Consider the following 22,552-nt stretch of genomic DNA (forward strand, 5'->3'; position numbering starts at 1 on the left):
CATGGATGAGCTGCTGGAGCTGACGGTCGGGCCCGTCGCGCACGGCGGGCACTGCGTCGCCCGGCTCGAAGGCGGCCAGGTCGTGTTCGTCCGCCACGCCCTGCCCGGCGAGCGGGTCCGGGCCGCCGTCACCGAGCGCCGCCGCGGGTACCTGCGCGCCGACGCGGTCGAGGTGCTCGAGCCGTCACCCGATCGGGTGGAAGAGCCCTGCGAGTACGCCAAGCCGGGCCGCTGCGGCGGCTGCGACTTCCAGCACGCCACCCCGGCGGCGCAGCTCGAGCTCAAGACCGCCGTCGTGCGGGAACTGCTGGTGCGCATCGGCGGCCTGCGCGCCGACGAGGTCGACGAGCTGGGTGTAGGGGTGGAGCCCCTGCCCGGCGGCCCGCTCGGCTGGCGGACGCGGGTGCAGTACGCCGTGGACGCGCAGGGCCGGCCCGGCTTCCGCCGGCACCGCTCGCACGACATCATCCCGATCGACCGCTGCCTGATCGCACATCCGGCGATCCAGGACGCCCCGGTCACCGACCGCACCTGGCCGCGGGTGGGCGGCGTCGAGGTCGTGGCGTCCTCCGGTGGCGATGTCACGATCTTCACCAGGCCCCGGGGCGGGCGCGCGCCGCGCATCGTCTCCGGCCCGCGGCAGGTCCGGGAGCGGGCGGTGGGCCGCGAGTGGCGCATCGACGCGGCCGGTTTCTGGCAGGTCCACCCGGCCGCGCCCGACGCGCTCGCGGACACCGTCGTGGAGCTTCTCGCGCCCCGGCCGGGCGAGCGGGTCTGGGACCTGTACGGCGGCGCCGGGCTGTTCGCGGCGGCCATCGCGCCCGCGGTCGGCGAGCAGGGGCGGGTGACGATCGTGGAGTCGGCCCCGGGCGCGGTGACCGCGGCCCGCCGCAACCTCGCCGACCTGACGCAGGTGCGGGTGGTGGCCGGGGACGTCGGCACCGTGCTGGGCAACCCGCGCTGGCGCGCGGTCGACCTGGTCGTGCTCGACCCGCCGCGGGCGGGCGCCGGCCGCGACGTGGTCACCGCGGTCACGGCCCGGCACCCGCGCGCGGTCGCCTACGTCTCCTGCGACCCGGCGGCGTTCGCGCGCGACGTGGCGACGTTCCGGGAGCGGGGTTGGCGGCTGTCCGTACTGCGGGCGTTCGACGCCTTCCCGATGACCCAGCACGTGGAGTGCGTGGGGTTGTTGCAGCCTGCCTGATCAGGCGATCGGGGCGACCGTGTCGACGCCCAGCGGCGCCCCGTCGACGCCGAGCGCGAGCGCGACCCCGCCGAGCGCCGAGGCGCGCAGGTCGAACTGGGCGGGTACGACCTGCACGGCTCGGACCGGCGCCGCCATCGCCGTGTCGCCGAGGCCGCGCCGCAGCGGTTCGCGCATGAGCCCAGCGGCGGCGCCGAGGTCACCGCCCAGCACGATGCGGGCCGGGTTGAGCAGGTTGACCAGGCCGCCGAGGGCGTACCCGAGCTGGGTTGCGGCGTCGATGAGCAGCCGCCGGCAGCCGGTGTCGCCGTCGGTGGCCAGCCGTACGAGCTCTTCGAGGTCGGCCACCTCGGGCCTGGTCAGCCGGGCGTTCTCCAGCAGCGCGCGCCCGCCGGCGAGCAGCTCGAGGCAGCCGCGGTTGCCGCAGCGGCAGACCGGGCCGCGGGCGTCGAGGGTGACGTGGCCGAGCTCGCCGGCGGTGCCGGCGGTGCCCCGGTACAGCCGGCCGTCGAGCACGATTCCGGCGCCGATACCGGTGGCGATCTTGACGTAGACGAGATCCGGACAACCTTGGCCGGCGCCCCACGCGTACTCGGCGAGCGCACCGAGGTTGGCGTCGTTGTCGACCCGTACGGGAAGCCCGAGCCGGGCCGCGAGCTCCTCGCCGGGGGACAGGTCGGCCCAGGCCGGGAACAGGGCGGCGGAGCCGATGCCGCCCTGCCGGGTGACCGGCGCCGGGATGCCCAACCCGACGCCCACGACGTCGCACCGGCTGGCGCAGCTGGCCTCCAGCGTCCGGTCGACCAGGTCGGTGACGAGGTCCAGCACCTCGGCCGGATGGTCGTCGGCGTCGAGGTCGAGCCGGGCGGCCCGCTCGGCGAGGATCGCGTGACCGAGGTCGGCGACGGCGACCCGGATGTGCCGGCGTCCCAGGTCGACGCCGAGTGCGAGGCCGGCCGCGCGGGTCAGGCGCACCACGGCGGCGGGTCGCCCGCCCGCCGGGCGGGCCGACGGCGCGGGCTGTTCGGTGACGAGGCCGGCATCGGTCAGGTCGGTGAGGCCCGCCGCGACCGTCGGACGGGATAGCCCGGTGAGCGTGACCAGCTCGGAGCGGGTCCGCGGGCCGTACGCGCGCAGAACCTCGCCCACCCGCCGCGCGTTGCCGGCGAGGACGTTGTCCCACAGGACGGTCGCATCCGCGCGTTCCCCGGTCATCGCGGAATCGTGATTGATCTCTGGAGTTGTGTCAAGTCTTGCCAATATCGGCGCTCGTTTGTCCTTTTTGGGGTTCCTGGCACGCCGTGACGCTCGGGAATGTTGCGGCCTGATCACGAGATCATGTGCAGTTATTGACAGAACGCCGACAGAGATAGAAGTCTGCCGGTCTAGACAGATCCGGTCTTGTGCTGAGGGGGTGGCCGTGGACCGACGATCTGGACGTCCGGCGTCTCGCCGCGTCGCACCCGGCCACAGATAGGCGTCTCCCACGACACCAAGGTCGGCGGGGCATGCCCGTCGGGTGAGGTTCGCCCGACGACAACGGAAGTGAATACATGGCGACACATGGAGGATTGATGCGCTTCTCGAAACGAGCAGCCGTCGCCGCCGCCGGGATCGCAGTCGCGCTCGCGGCGAGTGCGTGCGGCAGCGGCAGCGGCAGCGGTGGCAAGTCCAGTAAGGACGTCGAGGTCTTCACCTGGTGGGCCGACGGCGGCGAGAAGGCCGGTCTCGACGGGCTCGTGGCCCAGTTCAAGACCGACTGCTCGCAGTACAACTTCGTCAACGGCGCGGTCGCCGGCGGTGCGGGTTCGAACGCCAAGCAGGTGCTGGCCTCGCGGCTGCAGCAGGGCCAGCCGCCAGACACGTTCCAGGCGCACGCGGGCGCCGAGCTGACCGACTACATCAACGCCGGCCAGATCGAGGACCTCAGCTCCGAGTACAAGCAGTGGGGGCTCGACAGCGCCTTCCCGAAGGGCCTGATCGACAACCTCACCGTCAACGGCAAGATCTACTCGGTGCCGTCCAACATCCACCGCGCGAACGTGCTGTGGAGCAACAAGACGGTGCTGGCCAATGCCGGCATCACGGCACCGGCGACGACGCTGCCGGAGTTCTTCACCCAGCTGGACACGTTGAAGGCCAAGGGCGTGCAGACGCCGCTGGCCGTCGGCAAGGACTGGACCCAGGAGATGCTCTTCGAGGCCGTCCTCATCAGCGACCTCGGCGCGGACAAGTTCACCGGGCTGTGGAACGGCAAGACCAGCTGGACCGGCTCGGACGTGACCCAGGCCATCAACGACTACAAGAAGCTGCTCGGCTACAGCAACAAGGACCGGGACACCTTCGACTGGACCGATGCCGAGAAGCTGGTCATGGACGGCAAGGCCGCCTACCAGCTGATGGGTGACTGGGAGGCTGCCGACCTCGACACCAAGGGCTTCAAGGACTACGGCTACTCGGTCTTCCCCGGCAACGACAAGGCCTACCAGTGGCTGGCCGACTCGTTCGTGCTGCCCAAGGGCGCGAAGAACGCCGAGGGCACCAAGTGCTGGCTGAAGACGCTCGGCAGCGCCGCCGGCCAGAAGGCCTTCAACACCAAGAAGGGCTCGATCCCGGCCCGTACCGACGCCAACTCGGCCGACTACCCGGCCTACCAGCAGGCCGCGATGGCCGACTGGAAGGTCGACACCCCGGTGCCGTCGTGCCCGCACGGCTCGGCCTGCTCGCAGGGCTGGCAGGGTGCGGTCGCCTCGGCGCAGGGCAAGTTCTCCAGCGACGGTGACGTCGAGGCGCTGCAGAAGGCGCTCGCGGCGGCCGCGCAGCAGTACGCCAAGAAGTAGTTCCCGCGACGAGGGTCCACCCTCGACGCCGAAGCGGCGGGGCCGGGTCCCGACCCGACCCCGCCGCCCTGATGGCACCAGACAGCACGGAGGTTTCCCGGTGACGACCAGTTCGGCAACCGTGGCGCCCGAGCGGGCCCCGCGGCGCAGGCGAGGAGGGTCGGCCCACGGCAAAGCCCGGCATTGGGGCCCCGGACTGCTCCTGCTGTCTCCGTCGTTGGTCCTGCTCGCCGTCTTCGTCTACGGGCTGATCGGCTGGACGATGAAGCTCTCGGTCAGTGACCAGCACAACGCGCTGCCGTCGCAGGGCTTCGTCGGCCTGAAGAACTTCACCGCCCTGTTCACCGACGACATCAACGACCGGTTCGTCCACTCGCTGAAGAACCTGCTGATCTTCACTGTGGTGTTCATGGTCGGCGCGCTCGTGATGGGCGTCCTGTGGGCGCTGCTACTCGAGCGGGGTATTCCGGGCGAGGGCGTGTTCCGGGCGATCTACCTGTTCCCGATGGCGGTTTCGTTCGTGGCCTCCGGCGTGGTCTGGCGGTGGCTGATGAACTCCGGCACCGGCGACCAGGCGGGCGGCCTCAACCGCATCTTCGCCGACCTGCACCTGGGCTTCCTGGAGAACCCCTGGTGGACCGACCCGCACTGGGGCATGGCCGCCATGGCGGTGCCGGCGATCTGGCAGCTCGCCGGGTACGTGATGGCGCTGTTCCTGGCCGGCTTCCGCGGCATCCCGGCCGAACTGCGCGAAGCGGCCCAGATGGACGGCGCGACCACCTACCGGCTGTACCGGCACGTGCTCTTCCCGCAGCTGACGCCGACCGCGCTCTCCGTCCTGATCATTCTCGGGCACATGTCGATGAAGATGTTCGACCTGATCATGTCCGTCTCGGGCGCCCAATGGATCACCGAGGTTCCCGCGGTGTACGTCTGGCAGACGCTGCTGACGAGCGACTACGCCAAGGCCGCGGCGATCTCGATCGTTCTCCTGCTCCTCGTGGCGATCGTGATCGTGCCCTACCTCATCTACAACAACCGGGTGGAGCGCCGCTCATGACGTCAACCAGCATCGCCACGCCTCCGGCCACCGTGCCCGGTCGGGTCACCGGCCCGCGTCACAGCGTCAACCGCCGCTCGCCGGCCGGTCGGGTCGTCACGTACGTCCTGCTCCTGCTGTTCCTGGTCATCGTCCTGATGCCGGCCTACGTACTGGTCGTGACCAGCTTCAAGTCCGGCCGCGAGATCGGCGTCACCGGGCAGTGGACGCTGCCGACGCACTGGACCTTCGCGTCGTGGGACAAGGCGTGGACCGCGCTCGCGCCGTCGTTCACGCGTACCTTCGAACTGGCCATCCCGGTCGCGCTCATCTCGTCGTTCCTCGGCTGCGCGAACGGGTTCGTGCTGTCCCGCTGGCGCTTCCCGGGCGCCGACCTTGTCTTCACGCTGATCCTGTTCGGGATGTTCATCCCCTACCAGGCGGTGATGATCCCGCTGCGGCAGATCGTGCAGACCATTGGCCTGCCGCCGGGCATCCCGACGCTGATCTTCGTGCACTGCGTCTACGGCATCCCGATCTGTACGTTGATCTTCCGGAACTACTTCGCGACCACGGTCCCGGTCGAGATCATCGAGGCCAGTCGGGTCGACGGCGCGGGGTTGCTGCGTACCTTCGCGTGGGTCATTCTGCCGATCGCCGTTCCCGGCTTCGTGGTGACGATCATCTGGCAGTTCACCTCGGCCTGGAACGACTACCTGTTCGCGATCTTCCTGTCGAACACCAGCAACGGGCCGATCACCATCGCGCTCAACGCCCTGGCCGGCGCGCAGTCACCCGATTACGCAGCGTCAATGGCGGGCGCCCTGATCGCGTCCCTGCCGACGCTGCTCGTGTACATCGTGCTCGGGCGCTGGTTCATCGGTGGCCTGATGGCCGGCTCGGTGAAGAGCTGAGCCGGCGGTCGGCGCGGGTGTGAGGGAAGTGTGGAGAAATGATCGCCCCCGGCAACCGTGTGTGAGCCCCCGCTAGACTGGCCGGTCATGAGCGCTTCCGAGGGCCCGGCCAGTCTCATCGGCACGATCCGTGATCCACAGGACCTCCGAGGACTGACGCAGGAGCAGCTCACCCTCCTCGCCGCCGAGATCCGCGACTTTCTCGTGGCGAAGGTGTCGCGTACGGGTGGCCACCTCGGCCCCAACCTCGGCGTCGTCGAGCTCACCCTCGCGCTGCACCGCGTGTTCGACTCGCCCAAGGACCGGATCCTGTTCGACACCGGTCACCAGGCGTACGTACACAAGATCGTGACCGGCCGGCAGGACGGCTTCGACGCGCTGCGCCAGCGCGGCGGCCTGTCGGGCTACCCGAACCAGGCCGAGAGCGAACACGACATCATCGAGAACTCCCACGCGTCCACGGCGCTGTCCTACGCCGACGGGCTGGCCAAGGCGTTCGCGCTGCGCGGCGAGAAGCGGCACGTCGTGGCCGTGGTCGGCGACGGCGCGCTGACCGGCGGCATGTGCTGGGAAGCGCTCAACAACATCGCCACCGCGAAGAACCCGTTGGTCATCGTCGTAAACGACAACGGCCGCTCGTACGCGCCGACGATCGGCGGCCTCGCCGACCACCTGTCGACCCTGCGCCTGAGCCCCGGCTACGAGAAGGTGCTCGACCTGGTCAAGGACGCGCTCGGGCACACCCCGGTCGTCGGCGGCCCGCTCTACGAGGTGCTGCACGGGCTGAAGAAGGGCCTCAAGGACGCGGTCGCACCGCAGGCGATGTTCGAAGACCTCGGCATCAAGTACGTCGGCCCGGTCGACGGACACGACCTGCCGGCGGTGGAGTCGGCGCTGCGCCGGGCCAAGGCCTTCGGTGGGCCGGTCATCGTCCACGCCGTCACCCGAAAGGGGTACGGCTACCGGCCGGCCGAGAACGACGAGGCCGACTGCCTGCACGGTCCGGGCGCCTTCGACCCGGAGACCGGCAAGCTGCTCGCCCCCGCGTCGGTGAAGTGGACCGGCGTCTTCGCCGACGAACTGGTGGCCATCGCCGACGAGCGGCCCGACGTGGTCGGCATCACCGCGGCCATGGCCGACCCGACCGGCATCGCCAAGCTCATGCGCAAGTACCCGGAGCGCGCCTACGACGTCGGCATCGCCGAGCAGCACGCCATCACCTCGGCCGCGGGGCTGGCGATCGGCGGGCTGCACCCGGTTGTCGCGGTGTACGCGACGTTCCTCAACCGGGCCTTCGACCAGGTCCTGCTCGATGTGGCGATGCACCGGCTGCCGGTGACGATCGTGCTCGACCGGGCCGGCATCACCGGCCCGGACGGGCCCAGCCACTACGGCATGTGGGACATGTCGGTGTTCGGGGTGGTGCCGGGGCTGCGGATCGCCGCCCCGCGCGACGCCGCGACGCTCCGCGAGGAGCTGCGCGAGGCGGTCGCGGTCAGCGACGGCCCGACGATCGTGCGCTTCCCGACCGGTACGGTCGCCGCCGACCTGCCCGCCATCGACCGGATCGGCCCCGTGGACGTGCTGTGCGCCGCTGAGCGGCGGGATGTCCTGCTGGTTGCGGTCGGATCATTTGCTCACCTCGGCGTGGACGTCGCCGGGCGGCTGGCCGAGCACGGGTACGGGGTGACCGTGGTCGACCCGCGCTGGGTCCGCCCGGTGCCCGACGAGCTGGTCGAGCTGGCCCGCGAGCACCGGCTCGTGGTGACCCTGGAGGACGGCGTGCGCACCGGCGGCGTCGGGGACGCGGTGGCCAAGGCGCTGCGCGACGCGGATGTCTGGGTGCCGCTGCGCGACGTCGGCGTACCGGCGGGCTGGCACCCGCACGGCAGCCGCGGCGAGATCCTGGCCGCTCTCGGGCTCACGGCGCAGGATGTCGCGCGCCAGGTCACCGAGTGGGTGAGCGTACTGGAGGAGCCGGAGCTTCCCCGCCCGCGCCCGGTACCCAACGGCCGCCGGGTGCACTGAGCCCACCTTCCTGATCGGCTGCGGTGTTGCCGCAACCGCGTACGGTGGCCTCGTGAGCGCCGCCGAGCAGCACGAACCGGTGTCGATCGATCTCGGCGTGCTTCCGCCGTCCGCCGCGCCGGACGCGCCGCTGCCCGGGCCCGACCTCCCACGACCGCCACTGTGGAACCCGTCGAGGCGGCGGGCCGTCATCGTGACCGCCCTCGTGACCGCCGTGTCGGCGCTGGCCGGAAGCGCCGCCGGCGGCGCGCGGCAGGCGGTCTCGGTGCCGGCGCCGATCCCGCCGCCGGTCACCGTGGCGGCGACGGGGGACCTCCTCGCCGTGGCCGGCGACAGCGTCTACACCATCAGCGCGGGCGGCGGCGACGGCGGCCGGCTCACGGCGTACTCGCTGCGCACCGGGCGGCGGCGCTGGAGCGTCGACCACGCGTCGGGGGGCCAGCTCAACCTCCTCGTCGCGGGCTCGAACCTGCTGCTGACCTCGCAGCCATCCGGGCCGGTGCCGGCGAACCGGGACGACCAGGACCCGAGCTGGACCGCCGCGATCGACGCGCGGACCGGCGCCGTGCGCTGGCGGCACACCGGTTACCCGCTCTGGGTCGCGCCCCGCGGCGACCGGGTCGCGATGCGGACGTTCGCACCGCCGACCGGCGCCGACAACCCAGGGGGCCCCGACGACACGACCGACCGTACGGTCATCACCGTCCTGGCCGTGGCGACCGGCGCGCTGGCCGCCGGCTACGGGCCGGTCGCGCCGGGCCGCCGGATGTCGCCGGTGCAGTCCTCCGACCCCGGACAGCGCTGGCTGACCGGCGTGTTCGTACGGGAGGACGCGAGCGGCGGGCAGCTGTTCGACTTCGCGAGCACGAGCACCCGGCGCCTCGACCTGCCGCTGGCCACGCCCCCACCCCCGATGACGGCCGGCGCCGCCACCCCGTACGAAGCCGTACTGGACGCCGGTGACCTGACCCTGACCATGACCGATTGGGGCGGACGCGCCGCGCTGGCCGGGTACAGCGGCGAGCCGCCCCGTCCCCGCTGGAGCGTGCCGGACCTGACCGCATACGGCGCCTGGCGGTGCGGGACAGCGCTGTGCGGATCGGACGTCGAGACCTCCTTCGCGGTGGATCCCCGCACCGGCCAGGTCCGCTGGCAGTCACCGGGTGGCCTGCTGTGGCGCGCGTCGGCCGGGCGCCTCTACTCGTCCGTCCTCGTGGCCAACTCCGGCTTCGTCGACCGCAGCCGGGGCACCGGGATCGGGGTCCTCGACGAGGCCACCGGACGGCCCTTGCTGCGCCGCGACGACTGGCGGCCGGTCAGCGTGGTCGACGGCGCGCAGATGCCGATCCTGTCGTACACGCGGGGCGGCGAGATCCTCGCCGTCCTCGACGCGCGGAGCCTCGCCACCGAACGCCTCGCCGTGCTGCCGCTCAACCAGGCCGACTGCATGGCGAGCGACGCCTACGTCGCCTGCCGCACCGGCGAGGGCGCCATCCGGGCCTGGCGGTACTCGCGCTGACCGGCTCGAACGACGGCGCTAGCGTGACGTGCGCACGTTTCACGCCCTGGCCGTGCGGCCGGGCAGCATGGAAGGAGACCACCCGGTGCGGGTACTCGTGATCGAAGACGAGAGCAACCTCGCCGACGCGATCGCGCGCGGCCTGCGCCGCGAAGGCATGGCGGTCGACGTGGCCTACGACGGGACCGACGGCCACGAGATGGCGTTCATCACCCGGTACGACGTCGTGGTGCTCGACCGCGACCTGCCCGGCATGCACGGCGACGAGATCTGCGCGGCGCTGGTGTCGTCCGGGGCCCTGACCCGGGTACTGATGCTGACGGCGAGCGGCAGCGTCGCCGACCGGGTCGAAGGGCTCCAGCTCGGCGCCGACGACTACCTGCCCAAGCCGTTCGACTTCACCGAACTGGTGGCCCGGGTCCGTGCGCTCGGCCGGCGCGCCACCCCGGCCACGCCACCCGTGCTCGCCGTGGCCGACCTGGTGCTCGACCAGGCCAGGCACGTGGTCACCCGGGCCGGGCGGCCGCTCGACCTGACCCGCAAGGAGTTCGGGGTGCTCGAAGAGCTGCTCAAGGCCGACGGGGGAGTGGTGTCCAGTGAGGAGCTGCTGGAGCGGGTATGGGACGCCAACGCCGACCCGTTCACGACGACGGTACGGGTGACGATGAACACGCTGCGCAAGAAGCTGGGCGACCCGGCGCTGATCGAGACCGTCGTCGGAGCCGGGTACCGGGTCCGGGTCGAGGAGACCGGGGCGTCGGCATGACCGTCTACGACGCCCGCACGTCGCGCCGCCCCCGGCCGACGCTGCGGCTTCGGCTCACACTCCTCAACGGCATCCTGCTGATCGGGGCGGGAGCCGTGCTGGTCCTGCTGTCGTGGACCGTGGTCAGCTCCGCGCTGCACCCCTCCGACCAGCTCCGCGCCGGCACCCAGGTCCAGCTCGCCGACGGGCAGACCGTCGACGCGCGCGCCTGGCAGGACGAGCTGATGCACGCGGCCGAGCGGGATCTCCTGCTCAAGGGGCTCGGCGCGCTGCTCGCGATCGGCGCGGCCGGCGTCATCGGGGCGTACCTGGTGGCCGGCCGCGCGCTGCGACCCCTGCACGCCGTCACCGCCGCCGCGCAGCGGCTGTCCGGGGAGACGCTCGACCAGCGCATCAACTACGACGGCGCCGACGACGAGGTGGCCGACCTCGCCGCCACGTTCGACGCGATGCTCGACCGGATCGCCGCCGCTTTCGAAAGCCAGAAGCGGTTCGTCGCCAACGCGTCGCACGAGCTGCGGACACCGCTCGCCGTCATGCGTACCGAGATCGACGTGACCCTCGCCGACCGCGACGCCGACGTGGCCGACCTGCGCCGGATGGCCACCGTCGTCAGGGACGCCTCCATCCGGGCCAACGCGCTCGTGGACTCGCTGCTGCTGCTGGCCCGGACGGAGGCGCAGGCCGGGCGGCGGTTGGCCCGCAAGGTGCCGGCCGACCTGTCGGCCAGCGCCTCGGCCGCGCTGTCCTCGGTGAAGCAGGAGGCCGCCCGGCTCAGCCTGGACGTGACGACGGAGCTCGCCGCGGCCCCGGTGGTCGGCGACCCCGGGCTGCTTGAACGGCTCGCCGGCAACCTCGTCGAGAACGCCGTGCGCTACAACCACCTGGGCGGGCGGATCTGGGTACGCACCTGGGCCGACGAGACGCAGGCGTGGCTCGTGGTCGGCAACACCGGCTTCGAGGTAGAGGCGGCGGACGTGCCGGGGCTGTTCGAGCCGTTCCGGCGCGGTGGCCGGGAGCGCACCGGCGCCCGCGGCTCGGGGCTCGGGCTGTCCATCGTGCGGGCGGTGTGCGACGCGCACGGCGGGACCGTGGCCGCGATCGCCCTCGACGGCGGGGGCCTGGAGGTGACGGTACGGCTGCCGGGAGCCTCCACCACGCCGCTGCTGACCGGGTCGGCGGTCGTACCGTCGCCGCCCCAGTGACCGCCTACGCGGCCAACTGATCCCGGCCGCGGTGCTTGGCCGTGTACAGCTTCCTGTCGGCGGCGTCGAACAGCTGTCGGGCGGTCATGCCGGGGCGGAGTTCGGCGGCGCCGATGCTGATGGTCACGTGCAGGCCGAGGGCCACCTGGTGCCAGGGGTAGGCGGCGATGCCCTGGCGGATGCGTTCGCCGATGCGGGCGGCGGTGTCGAGGTCGGCGTGGACGAACACGGCGAACTCGTCGCCGCCGAAGCGTACGGGCACGTCGACGCGGCGGCAGTGCTCGCGCAGCACCCGCGCGATCTCGGCGAGGACCAGGTCGCCGACGCCGTGTGAGTAGGTGTCGTTGATGTGTTTGAACTCGTCCAGGTCGACCAGGAGCAGCACGAGCGGCCCGGTGGGCTGGTCGGGCCGGTCGATGAGCCCCATCTGCTGGTCGAAGCGGCGGCGGTTGCCCAGGCCGGTGAGCGGGTCCTGCATGGCGGCCGCGTCGGCGCGGGTGCGTTCGGCCTCCAGCTCCACGCGGCGGCGGGCCTGGCGCAGCATGGCGATGCGTTCGAGCCTCAGGTTCCACAGATGTTGGGCCTGCGTACGCAGCGCGGTCAGCATCGGCCGCGCCTCAGGGTGCTCGGCAACGGTGAGCAGCGCCAGCTCGTACTGGATGATCATCCGCTGGGTCACCTGCCCGGAGTGAGCCCAGAGCTCCTCGGCCGCGACGAGCTCCCACCGGGCACCGCGGTAATCGCCACGAGCGCGCAGCACGACACCGTTCGCGAAGTGCGCCAGCATGGCCTCACGGTGCTGGCCCTGCGCGCGGGTCGGGAGAATCATCGGCTCGGCCAGCGCGGCTGCCTCGTCGACCTGGCCGAGCTTCGCGACCGCGACCGCGAGCACCGCGGTGGCCAGCGGCGCGTCGGCCGTCGGTCCGGACCTGCGGTACAGCTCGACCCAGGGCCGGATCAGCTCGACGCTGTCGAGGTAGCGGGCCGTCGCCTCCTCGGTACGGCCGAGGTGCTCCAACCGCAGCGCCCACTCCAGCAGGATCTCGGCCCGCTGCAGCTCGCCCGCCTCCCGGTGCGGGCTGCCGTACGGGTGGCCTTCCGCCAGGAGCCGCACCGAGGTGTCAGCGAGTTCGTACAGCTCGGCCGCGCGCGCCGCGTCGGCCAGCGAGGAGTTCGCCGTCGCGTACCGGCGGTGGTTACGCGGGGCCTGGTCAAGTAGCGCCGTCGCCCGCGCCACCTGCTGGAGCCCCTCGTCGAGGCGCCCCATGCGGATCAGGATCTCGGCGACGTCGGACAGCGTCTTGGCCTCGTCGACGCCTGCCCCGGCGGCCCGGTGCAGGCGCAGCAGGGACTCACCGGCGGCGAGCGCCTCCTGGAAGCGGCCCAGCGCGGTGTACGCGTACATCCGGGTCTGGGTCGCGAACTGCTGGGCCGGTTCGTCGCCGCTGAGCCGGCCGATCAGTTCGATCACGTCCGCGGCCCGCAGCGCCTCCGGGTTACGGCCCTTGATGTACAACTCGTGCATCCGCAGGACGATCGTCTGGTAAGCGCCCAGGGTCAGCGGTACCACGGGCAGGCGGGGGTCGTCGCTGGCGCTACCCATGCGACCACGCTCCTTCCGCCCGGATGACTGCGGGTCAATGACCTATCGGTACCGGAGGGTGGGGACTGAGGCCTTTCCCGTGATCGGGGGAGGCGGGTCAGACCCCCACGGCTTCGCGCTTTGCCTGCTGCAGGCGGTAGCGGGTGACGCCCAGCTCGTTGGCGATCGCGGCCTGGGTCAGCTCCGGCCGGTCGGCCTTGACCAGCTCGGCAAGCTTGACGAGTTCCGCTGAGGACAGTTCTCTGCCGGCGGTTCCTGGTGCCACGGTCGGGGCGGTCTTGGCCGAGGCCCGCTTGCGGGGCGCCGACTTCGCCGGGGTGGCCTTCGTGACCCGCGACTGGCCGGTCCGGCGGGCGGGCGACCGCGGCGCCCGCTTTGGCTCGGCGTCAGCCACCGGCGCTTCGGTCACCGGCGCCTCGGTCACCGGCGCCTCGGTCACCGGCGCCTCGGTCACTGACGCCTCGGTCACCGGCGCCGGGTCGGGGGCGCTGATGACGGTGACGCCATCCGGAAGGGGCTGCCGGGCGGTCGCCGTCTCGACCGCCCGGATCCGGCCGGCCAACTCCACGAGGCTGACGCTGGCGACGATGACGAGCCCATCCACCGACAGTGGCAGCAGGTACGGCGACGCGCCGGTCTCGCCGTAGCGGGACGCGACCCCCACCATGTGCCAGTACGACACCCATGCCGCGATGCCGGCGATGGTGGCCGTCGCCAGTAGGCGCACCGCGGCCAGGGCCCGGCGGTGCACCGGTACCCGGGAGATCAGCTCGACGGTGATCAGCAGTGCCAGTGGCGGCCACGCGGCGATCACCTGGCTGATCGGGTTGGGCCGGGCGTGCAGGATGTTGGCGGCGACCGAGGCGGCGACGCCCAGCGCAAGCGCGGCGCGGATCGCCCAGCGGACACGGCGGAGCTGTGGGAGGGGCATCCGTCGATTCTGGTGAATGACGGGCCGGACGCCAGGCTTTTCCCGGCGTGTCGGCTGTGACATGCCCCAGATATGGGAGCGAGGGGCGGCTCTGCCCACAAGATCATGTGGGTGGAGCCGCCCCTCGCTCCTCACCGTGATCCTGAAGGGTTTTCCGCGCTGGAACACGGAAAATCCTTCAGGATCATGAGGACCGGGCCGGTCAGGCTGGCAGGCTCGCCACGCCCTTCGGCAGGAACCGCTTGCCGGTGACCTTGTCCGAGGTGCCCGTCCGGTCCAGGTACGGCGTGACCCCGCCCAGGTGGAACGGCCAGCCCGCGCCGAGGATCATGCACAGGTCGATGTCCTGCGGCTCGGCCACGACGCCCTCGTCGAGCATCAGGCGGATCTCCTGGGCGAGCGCCTCCAGTGCCCGGGTACGCACCTCCTCGGCGGTGAGCGGAGAATCGCCGACCTGGAGCAGCGCGGCGACCTCCGGGTCGACCTCACCGTCGGCGGTCAGGAAGCCCGGCTTGCCGGCCGCGACGATGCGGGCGAGGTTGGCGCTGACGCCGTACCGGTCGGGGAACGCGGCGTGCATGGTCCCGGCCACGTGGTGCGCCACGGCCGGCCCGACGAGTTGGAGCAGCGCGAGCGGGCGCATCGGCAGCCCCAGCGGGTCGAGCGCTTCGTCTGCGACGTCCAGCGGGGTACCGGCGTCGACGGCGGCGAAGATCTCGCCCAGGAACCGGGTGAGCAGCCGGTTGACCACGAACGCCGGCGCGTCCTTCACCAGTACGCAGGACTTCTTGAGCTTCTTGCCCACCGCGAACGCGGTGGCGAGGGTCGCGTCGTCGGTCTTCTCCGCCTTGACGATCTCCAGCAGCGGCATCATCGCGACCGGGTTGAAGAAGTGGAAGCCGACGACCCGCTCGGGGTGCTCGAGGTCGGCGGCCATCTCGGTCACCGACAGCGACGAGGTGTTGGTCGCCAAGACCGCCTCGGGCTTGACGATCTTCTCGAGCTCCGCCCAGACCTGCTTCTTGACGCCCATGTCCTCGAAGACGGCCTCGATGACGAAGTCGGCGTCGGCGAAGACGCTCTTGTCGACCGAGCCGCTGACCAGGCCCTTGTACTTGGCGGCCTTGCCAGCGTCCATCCGGCCCTTGGAGACCTGCTTGTCGATCTCGTTGTGGACGTACGCCACGCCCTTGTCGACCCGGGCCTGGTCGAGGTCGGTCAGGACGACCGGCACCTCCAGGCGGCGGGCGAACAGCAGCGCGAGCTGGCTGGCCATCAGGCCGGCGCCGACGACGCCCACCTTGGTGACGTCGCGGGCCAGGCTCTTGTCCGGCGCGCCGGCCGGCCGCTTGGCGCGCCGCTGCACCAGGTCGAACGAGTACAGGCCGCTGCGCAGCTCCTCACTGAACACCAGGTCGGCCAGGGCCTCGTCCTCGGCGGCGGTGCCCTGCTCGAACGGCGCGTCCTTCGCCAGGGCAAGCAGCTCGAGGGCCTTGTACGCGGCGCGGTGCGCGCCGTGCAGCCGCTCGTCGAGCGTCTTCTTGGCGAAGAAGAGCACGCCGTCCCACATGTCCCGGTCGACCTCGGGACGCTGCACGGCGATGTCGCCGCGCACCACGCCGGCGGCCCACTCCAGCGAGCGCTCCAGGAAATCGGCGGCCTCGAACAGCTCGTCGGCGATGCCCAGCTCGCGCGCCTGCTTCGGCTTGAGCATCTTGTTCATCATCAGCGGGTTCTGGATGATGACCTGCGCCGCGCCGGCGATGCCGATCAGGTTGGGCAGCAGCTGGGTGCCGCCCCAGCCGGGTACGAGGCCGAGCGAGACCTCTGGCAGGGCGAGCGCCGCCGCGCCGGTCGACAGCGTCCGGTAGTGGCAGTGCAGCGCCAGCTCCAGGCCGCCACCCATGGCCGCGCCGTTGACGAACGCGAACGTCGGGACGGCCGAGTCCTTGAGCCGCTTGAAGACCCGGTGGCCGAACCGGCCGGTCTCCAGGGCGTCGGAGCGGGAGCGGGCCTGCGGGATGACGGTGATGTCGGCGCCGACGCAGAAGATGTACGGCTTGCCGGTCACCGCGATGAACCGCGGGTTGCACTCGAGCGCGGTGGTGATCGCCTCGTCGAGGCTGGCCAGGCCGCCGGGGCCGAACGTGTTGGGCTTGGTGTGGTCGAACCCGTTGTCGAGCGTGATGAGCGCCGCCTCGCCGTCCAGCCCGGGGACGCTGATGAAGCGTACGAGCGCCTTGGTGACGACCTCGTTGATGACTGGCTGCGTCACTTGTTTCCCTCCCAGGCGGGGTTCTCCCAGATCACGGTGCCGCCCATGCCGATGCCGATGCACATGGCGGTGAGGCCGTACCGCACGTCGGGGCGCTCGGCGAACTGCCGCGACAGCTGCGTCATGAGGCGGATGCCCGACGACGCGAGGGGGTGGCCGATGGCGATCGCGCCGCCCCACGGGTTGACCCGCGGGTCGTCGTCGGCGATGCCGAAGTGGTCGAGGAACGCCAGCACCTGGACGGCGAACGCCTCGTTGAGCTCGAACAGGCCGATGTCGTCGATGGTCAGCCCGGCGATCTTGAGGGCCTTCTCGGTCGACGGGACGGGGCCGTACCCCATGACCTCCGGCTCGACGCCGACGAAGCCGTAGCTGACCAGCCGCATGCCGATCGGCAGGCCCAGCTCGCGAGCGGTCTGCTCGTCGGCGAGGATCGCGGCGGTGGCGCCGTCGTTGAGGCCGGCCGCGTTACCCGCGGTGACCCGGCCGTGCGGGCGGAACGGGGTCTTGAGCGTGGCGAGCTTCTCCATGCTGGTCTCGCGCGGCGCCTCGTCGGCGGTGGCGAGGCCCCAGCCGGCCTCCGGGTCGCGCACGGCCACCGGTACCAGGTCGGGCTGGAGCTTGCCGTTGGCGTACGCCTTGGCGGTCTTCTGCTGCGAGGCCAGGGCGAACGCGTCCGCCCGCTCCTTGGTGACGCCCGGCAGTCGGTCGTGCAGGTTCTCCGCGGTGGCGCCCATGACGAGCGCGGACGGGTCGACGAGCTTCTCGGCGATGATGCGCGGGTTGGGGTCGACACCCTCGCCCATCGGGTGGCGGCCCATGTGCTCGACGCCACCGGCGATCGCGATGTCGACGGCGCCCATGGCGATGGCCGACGAGACGGTGGTGACCGCGGTCATCGCGCCGGCGCACATGCGGTCGATGGAGTAGCCGGGCGTGGTCTTGGGCAGACCGGCCAGCAGGGACGCGGTACGGCCGAGCGTCAGGCCCTGGTCGCCGATCTGGGTGGTCGCGGCGATCGCGACCTCCTCGACGCGCTCGGGCGGCAGTTGCGGGTTGCGCCGCAGCAGCTCACGGATGCAGCGGATGACGAGGTCGTCGGCGCGGGTGTTCGCGTACATCCCTCCGGCCTTGCCGAAAGGGGTGCGTACACCGTCGACGAAGACGACGTCGCGGACGGTACGGGGCACGGAGAGCCTCCTTGCGGACGGTCTTTTCCGCGAATGTTACTCGCCAGTAGGATGAGCGATAGAGCTGGGCCGTTGTGGTCCGACCCACACCGCTACCCAGTACCGCCCGACGGTCACTCAATCGGCGCGACGGGTAACCGAAGCGCCTCGGTCAGTCCCGGCGTGACCAGGCCGATCTGCCAGTGCCGCGCGCCGAAGCCGGCCAGTACCTCCCCGACCGCGTCCTCGGTGAGCGGGTCCGGTGGCGACCAGGCCAGCCTGCGTACCGAGTCGGGCGCGATCAGGTTCTCCGGCGGCAGCCGGTACGTGGTGGCGAGGCCGGTGACCACCTCGCGGCAGCGGACGAGGCGGGCCGCCGCGTCCGGGTCCCGCTCGGCCCAGCGGTGCGGCGGGGGCGGACCCTCCGCGGGCACCGGTACCGGCAACTGATCATCGGAGAGCGCGCGCGCCTCGCTGAGGGCGTCGAGCCAGGTGCCGGCCAGGCGGCGGACCGAACGGCCGCCGAAACCGGGCAGCGCCGTGAGTGACCGCTCGTCCTTCGGGTCGGCCGTGGCGGCGGCGACGATCGCGGAGTCGGGCAGTACCCGGCCGGGGGTGCTGTCCCGGCGGGCCGCGATCGCGTCCCGCGCGTACCAGAGGGCGCGCACCCGTGCCAGCGCCCGCGCGCCGCGGACCCGGTGGATGCCCGAGGTGCGCCGCCACGGGTCGGGGCGGGTGCGCGGTGGCTGGCCGGCGCTGGCGACGAGCGCCGCGAACTCCTCGGCGGCCCACTCCGTCTTGCCCTGCTGCGCAAGCTCGGCCACCAGCTTGTCGCGCAGGTCGACCAGCAGCTCGACGTCGAGCGCGGCGTACGACAGCCACGACTCGGGCAGCGGGCGGGTCGACCAGTCGGCGGCCGAATGGTGCTTCTCCAGGGCGTACCCGAGCAGCGACTCGGTCAGCGCCGCCAGGCCGACGCGCTCGAAGCCGGCGAGCCGGGCGGCCAGCTCGGTGTCGAACAGCCGCAGCGGGCGCAGGCCCAGCTCGGCCAGGCAGGGCAGGTCCTGGCTGGCCGCGTGCAGGACCCACTCGGCGTCGACGATCGACTCGTTGAGCGCGCTCAGGTCCGACAGGGGGACCGGGTCGATGAGGACCGTGCCGGCGCCCTCCCGCCGCAGCTGGACCAGGTAGGCGCGGTGGCCGTACCGGTAGCCCGAGGCGCGTTCGGCGTCCACCGCCACCGGACCGGTGCCGGCGGCGAATCGCCGGACCACCTCCGCCAGCTCGGCTGGCGTGGTCACGGGGCGCGGTGTGCCGTCGCGGGGCGCGGTGAGGAGGACGGAATCGGGCTTCGCCGAGGTCCCATCCGCGTCCCGACGGCGTGGGGGGGCTTCGTCGGTCACGTCGCCTACCGTACGGCCAGGGGATGGCGCGCCTGTGCAGCCGGGTCGGCGCGTCGGGTCCCCGCCGGCTGCGGGAGGCGTCAGGGCAGGCCGGCCGGCGTGGCCGACCGGGACTCCGGAAGTGCGGTGACGCCCGGCGGCGGAAGGCCGGCGGTCAGGGCCAGCAGCGCGCACCAGCCTTCCAGGTGGATGGCCAGATCCTCGTCGAGCGGGGTCCAGGACGCACGGATCTCGACGTCGGCGGTGCTCGGCGGACCGGACAGGGTGCCGAACCGGGTCGACAGGGTCTGCGTCACCGTGCCGCCGATCGCCGTGTAGGTGGCGCCGTGGGCCTCCAGCCCGTCCACCAGCCAGCTCCAGCCGACGGCCGGCAGCAGCGGGTCGGCGGCGAGCTCCGGCTCCAGCTCGGCGGTCACGTACGTCACCAGCCGCATCGTGCCCTCCCACGCCTCGTGTCCGGCGGGGTCGTGCAGCAGGATGAGCCGCCCGGTGGCCACCTCGTCGCCGCCGCGCAGCACGGTGCCGCTCATCGCGTACCCGAAGGGGGCGAGGCGGCGCGGCGCGGGCACCTCCTCGAGGATGATCTCGGGTCGGTGCTGTCCGGCGCACAGGCTTGCAACGGCGCGGGTGAACGCCTCCGGGGGGACGGTCGTGGGCGCCATGGTTCGAAGCGTAGGCCTGTACGGGCGCCAAATCGGCTCGGCGCGCCGGGAAGTCGCGCGGCGCTTGTGGCTACGAGATCGGGTATTTCGGGTTTGCCCGTCACGGGCCGTGTCCCATCCGTGCACCTTGCGCGATGATCTGCCGGATCGCCCGTTGCGGCCGCGCCGGCGACCTCTCGGTGACCTATCTGCGGACCCTTTGCGATGGCCGCCCCTGTCGCACGTGGCACGATGGCGGGCGATGAGCCAGACTCCGCACTCCGCCGCCGTCACCGACTCGCCGTTCCTGCGCGCCTGCCGGCGCGAACCCGTGCCGTACACACCGGTGTGGTTCATGCGCCAGGCCGGCCGTTCGCTGCCCGAGTACCGCCAGGTGCGGGCGGGCATCGGCATGCTCGAATCCTGCCGGCGGCCGGATCTCGTCTGCGAGATCACGCTCCAGCCCGTACGCCGGCACGGCGTCGACGCGGCCATCCTGTTCAGCGACATCGTCGTGCCGCTGGCCGCCGCAGGCGTCGACCTGGACATCGTCGCGGGCACCGGGCCGGTGGTCGCGAAGCCGGTGGCGACCCTCGCCGACGTCGAGACCGTCCCGTCGCTCGCGCCCGAACAGGTCGCCTACGTCGCCGAGGCCGTCCGGCTGCTGCGGTCCGAGCTGGGCGCCACCCCGCTTATCGGGTTCGCGGGCGCGCCGTTCACCCTCGCCAGCTATCTCGTCGAGGGCGGCCCGTCACGTACCCACGCCAAGACCAAGGCGCTCATGTACGGCGCCCCCGACCTCTGGCACGCGCTCTGCGGACGGCTCGCCGAGATCACCCGGACGTTCCTGCGGGTACAGATCGACGCGGGCGCCAACGCCGTCCAGCTGTTCGACTCGTGGGCCGGCGCGCTGTCCGAACGCGACTACCGCCGGTACGTCCTGCCGCACTCGAAGGCCGTGCTCGAAGGGATCACCGAGGTCCCGAAGATCCATTTCGGGGTGGGCACGGCCGAGCTGCTACCCGCCATGGGCGAGGCCGGGGCCGATGTGGTGGGGGTGGACTGGCGTACCCCGCTCGACGCCGCCACCGCGCGGATCGGCGCCGACAAGGCGGTGCAGGGCAACCTGGACCCGTGCACCCTCTTCGCGCCGGCCGAGGTGGTCGAGTCCGAGGTGCGCCGGGTGCTCGACGAGGGCCGGGCGGCCCCGGGCCACGTGTTCAACCTCGGGCACGGCGTCCTGCCGGAGACCGACCCGGACGCGCTGACCCGCGTCGTCGAGCTGGTCCACGAGCTGTCGCGGCGGTAGCCGCCGCTAACAGTCCACCGGTTCGCGGTCGGCGGCCGGGCCGGCCGGCTCGTGACCGGACGGCCGATCGGCGGGTCGGTCAGCTGCCGAGGTGCGGGCGCCGGTCCGCTCCGCGCCGATGCCGGCGGCGACGACGAAGGCGAGCCCGACCACCGGTGCCACGTCCGGCACCTGATGCAGCGCGACCACGCCGATGACGAGTGCGATCGCGGGCTCGAGGCTCATCAGGGTGCCGAAGGCCGACGTCGTCAGCCGGCGCAGCGCCAGCAGCTCCAGGCTGAACGGGACGACCGGCAGCAGGATGGCAAGGCCCAGACCGGTGACCACCAGCCCCCACGTCAGGCGCGGCGCGACCGTCGGTGCGGCCACCGCGGTCGCGACCAGGCCGGCCACCGGCATCGAGATCGCGAGGCCGCGCAGGCCCGACACCTCGTCGCCGACCCGCTGCGTGAGCAGGATGTACGCCGCCCAGCACACCGCGGCGGCCAGCGCGTACCCGCACCCCGCCAGGTCCGCCGTGCCGCGCCACGGCTCGGTGAGCAGCAGCACCCCCACCGCGGCCAGCGCCGGCCACAACTTCTTCCCGCCGTGCCCGCGGGCGGTCGCCACGCCGAGCGGGCCGAGGAACTCCAGCGCGCTCGCGGTGCCGAGCGGCAGCCGGGCGACCGCGGCCATGAAGAACAGCGTGACCCCCGACGTCACGACCCCGAGCGCGACGCTGGCCAGCAGGCCGGACCGGGTGAAGCGGGACGGCCGGGGCCGGACCGCGACGAGCAGGATCACGCCGGCCCAGGCCAGCCGCAGCCAGGCCGCCCCCTGCGGCCCGACCCGGTCGAACAGCCCGACCGAGGCGGCCAGGCCGAGCTGGACACAGAGCATGGACGCCAGCGCCATGGCGGCACCGGCGCGGGAGCTGGATGGAGACGTAGACACCGCCGTCAGCGACCCCGGGCGCCCAGCCGCAGCGCCGGCCACGAACCGTCGGCCGCCCAGCCGCCGTCGACCGACAGGGCCACGCCGTTGACGTACGCGCTGCGCGCCGGGTCGGCCAGGAACGCCACCGCCTGCGCGATGTCCTCCGGGCTCGCGAACCGGCCGGCCGGCGTGTGCTCGGTGATGTCGGTGTCGGCGTAGCCGCCCGCCGCCTGGTCGGCCTCGTCCATCTCGGTCTTCACCCAGCCCGGGCAGACGGCGTTGACGCGCACGCCGCGCCCGCCCCACTCGGCCGCGAGCGTACGGGTGAGCCCGATCAGCCCGTGCTTGCTGGCGTTGTAGGCGGCCCGGTCGGCGATGCCGCGCAGCCCCGCGACCGAGGCGATGTTGACGATCGAGCCGCTGCCCTGGGCGAGCATCTGGCGACCGAAGACCTGCGACAGCAGGAACGGGCCGGTGAGGTTGACCTCCAGGACCTGCCGCCACAGCGGCGCCGGGGTCTCCTCGGTCGGCCCGATGCAGGAGATGCCGGCGTTGTTGACCAGGACGTCGATCCGGCCGTACCGGGCCTGCACCGCGCGGGCGAAGGCGGACACGGAGCTCTCGTCGGAGACGTCGCCGGTGCAGCAGAGCGCGTCGAAGCCGGCGATCGGGTTCCGGTCGAGCAGGGCGAGGGCGAAGCCTTCGGCGGCGAGCAGTTGGGCGGTGCGCCGGCCGATGCCCTGCGCGGCACCGGTGATCGCGGCCACCCGGGGTGTGTCGTCAGTCATCGC

18 protein-coding genes are annotated in these 22,552 nt (G+C 72.4%); 9 read left to right on the forward strand and 9 right to left on the reverse strand.

What is annotated here, in order from left to right; all coding sequences use genetic code 11:
- Position 1 precedes the first annotated feature (1 nt).
- Positions 2 to 1,204, forward strand: coding sequence for a class I SAM-dependent RNA methyltransferase (locus HC031_RS01400; protein WP_167923266.1), 1,203 nt, complete (start codon positions 2 to 4; stop codon positions 1,202 to 1,204).
- Here HC031_RS01400 and HC031_RS01405 read toward each other — a convergent pair whose 3' ends face one another.
- Complete coding sequence (locus HC031_RS01405) at positions 1,205 to 2,419, reverse strand: ROK family transcriptional regulator (RefSeq protein WP_167923267.1); 1,215 nt, start codon at positions 2,417 to 2,419, stop codon at positions 1,205 to 1,207. It lies immediately after the preceding gene.
- A 359-nt stretch (positions 2,420 to 2,778) separates the two neighbouring features.
- On the opposite strand from HC031_RS01405, the gene HC031_RS01410 reads away from it, so the two are divergent.
- The 7 genes from HC031_RS01410 (at position 2,779) to HC031_RS01440 (ending at position 11,515) form a co-directional block, all read left to right on the forward strand.
- The gene (locus tag HC031_RS01410; RefSeq protein WP_167923268.1) at positions 2,779 to 4,044 is read left to right on the forward strand and encodes an ABC transporter substrate-binding protein; all 1,266 of its coding nucleotides are present in this window, start codon (positions 2,779 to 2,781) and stop codon (positions 4,042 to 4,044) included.
- A 262-nt stretch (positions 4,045 to 4,306) separates the two neighbouring features.
- A complete protein-coding gene (locus tag HC031_RS01415; RefSeq protein WP_240942031.1) occupies positions 4,307 to 5,104 on the forward strand; it encodes a carbohydrate ABC transporter permease in 798 nt (265 codons plus the stop codon).
- On the forward strand, positions 5,101 to 5,997 hold the full coding sequence (locus tag HC031_RS01420; protein ID WP_167923269.1) for a carbohydrate ABC transporter permease: 897 nt from the start codon (positions 5,101 to 5,103) through the stop codon (positions 5,995 to 5,997). The genes HC031_RS01415 and HC031_RS01420 overlap by 4 nt, the downstream gene beginning before the upstream one ends.
- 87 nt (positions 5,998 to 6,084) lie before the next feature.
- On the forward strand, positions 6,085 to 8,025 hold the full coding sequence (dxs, locus tag HC031_RS01425) for a 1-deoxy-D-xylulose-5-phosphate synthase (protein WP_167923270.1): 1,941 nt from the start codon (positions 6,085 to 6,087) through the stop codon (positions 8,023 to 8,025).
- A 52-nt stretch (positions 8,026 to 8,077) separates the two neighbouring features.
- On the forward strand, positions 8,078 to 9,544 hold the full coding sequence (locus HC031_RS01430) for an outer membrane protein assembly factor BamB family protein (RefSeq protein ID WP_167923271.1): 1,467 nt from the start codon (positions 8,078 to 8,080) through the stop codon (positions 9,542 to 9,544).
- Positions 9,545 to 9,629: 85 nt separating this feature from the next.
- Positions 9,630 to 10,310 (forward strand): response regulator, encoded by a 681-nt coding sequence (locus HC031_RS01435; protein ID WP_167923272.1) that lies wholly within the window; start codon positions 9,630 to 9,632, stop codon positions 10,308 to 10,310.
- Positions 10,307 to 11,515 carry a sensor histidine kinase gene (locus HC031_RS01440; protein WP_167923273.1) on the forward strand — a complete coding sequence of 403 codons (1,209 nt, stop codon included), beginning with the start codon at positions 10,307 to 10,309 and terminating at the stop codon, positions 11,513 to 11,515. Before HC031_RS01435 ends, HC031_RS01440 begins: the two co-directional genes overlap by 4 nt.
- 4 nt (positions 11,516 to 11,519) lie before the next feature.
- Here HC031_RS01440 and HC031_RS01445 read toward each other — a convergent pair whose 3' ends face one another.
- The 6 genes from HC031_RS01445 to HC031_RS01470 all read right to left on the reverse strand — a co-directional run bounded on the left by HC031_RS01445 (position 11,520) and on the right by HC031_RS01470 (position 19,558).
- Entirely contained in the window at positions 11,520 to 13,118 is a 1,599-nt protein-coding gene (locus HC031_RS01445; RefSeq protein ID WP_167923274.1) for a tetratricopeptide repeat-containing diguanylate cyclase, read from the reverse strand.
- Positions 13,119 to 13,215: 97 nt separating this feature from the next.
- Positions 13,216 to 14,049, reverse strand: coding sequence for a DUF2637 domain-containing protein (locus HC031_RS01450; protein ID WP_167923275.1), 834 nt, complete (start codon positions 14,047 to 14,049; stop codon positions 13,216 to 13,218).
- A 202-nt stretch (positions 14,050 to 14,251) separates the two neighbouring features.
- Positions 14,252 to 16,324: a 3-hydroxyacyl-CoA dehydrogenase NAD-binding domain-containing protein gene (locus HC031_RS01455; protein WP_167923276.1), complete on the reverse strand. Its 2,073-nt coding sequence runs from the start codon at positions 16,322 to 16,324 to the stop codon at positions 14,252 to 14,254.
- The gene (locus tag HC031_RS01460; RefSeq protein ID WP_167923277.1) at positions 16,321 to 17,514 is read right to left on the reverse strand and encodes an acetyl-CoA C-acyltransferase; all 1,194 of its coding nucleotides are present in this window, start codon (positions 17,512 to 17,514) and stop codon (positions 16,321 to 16,323) included. The genes HC031_RS01455 and HC031_RS01460 overlap by 4 nt, the downstream gene beginning before the upstream one ends.
- 113 nt (positions 17,515 to 17,627) lie before the next feature.
- Positions 17,628 to 18,980 carry an HRDC domain-containing protein gene (locus HC031_RS01465; RefSeq protein ID WP_167923537.1) on the reverse strand — a complete coding sequence of 451 codons (1,353 nt, stop codon included), beginning with the start codon at positions 18,978 to 18,980 and terminating at the stop codon, positions 17,628 to 17,630.
- The gene (locus HC031_RS01470) at positions 18,977 to 19,558 is read right to left on the reverse strand and encodes a DUF3000 domain-containing protein (RefSeq protein ID WP_167923278.1); all 582 of its coding nucleotides are present in this window, start codon (positions 19,556 to 19,558) and stop codon (positions 18,977 to 18,979) included. The genes HC031_RS01465 and HC031_RS01470 overlap by 4 nt, the downstream gene beginning before the upstream one ends.
- A gap of 241 nt (positions 19,559 to 19,799) precedes the next feature.
- Between HC031_RS01470 and hemE the strand changes: the two genes are divergently transcribed.
- Positions 19,800 to 20,846 (forward strand): uroporphyrinogen decarboxylase, encoded by a 1,047-nt coding sequence (gene hemE, locus HC031_RS01475; RefSeq protein ID WP_167923279.1) that lies wholly within the window; start codon positions 19,800 to 19,802, stop codon positions 20,844 to 20,846.
- 6 nt (positions 20,847 to 20,852) lie between these two features.
- On the opposite strand, the gene HC031_RS01480 is transcribed toward hemE, so the two are convergent.
- Together HC031_RS01480 and HC031_RS01485 are read right to left on the reverse strand one after the other, a co-directional pair.
- Positions 20,853 to 21,740, reverse strand: coding sequence for an EamA family transporter (locus tag HC031_RS01480; protein WP_205862092.1), 888 nt, complete (start codon positions 21,738 to 21,740; stop codon positions 20,853 to 20,855).
- 44 nt (positions 21,741 to 21,784) lie between these two features.
- On the reverse strand, positions 21,785 to 22,549 hold the full coding sequence (locus HC031_RS01485) for an SDR family NAD(P)-dependent oxidoreductase (protein ID WP_167923280.1): 765 nt from the start codon (positions 22,547 to 22,549) through the stop codon (positions 21,785 to 21,787).
- Between the last annotated feature and the right edge of the window lie 3 nt (positions 22,550 to 22,552).

It is taken from the genome of Planosporangium thailandense (genome assembly GCF_011947195.1).
Taxonomy (GTDB): domain Bacteria; phylum Actinomycetota; class Actinomycetes; order Mycobacteriales; family Micromonosporaceae; genus Planosporangium; species Planosporangium thailandense.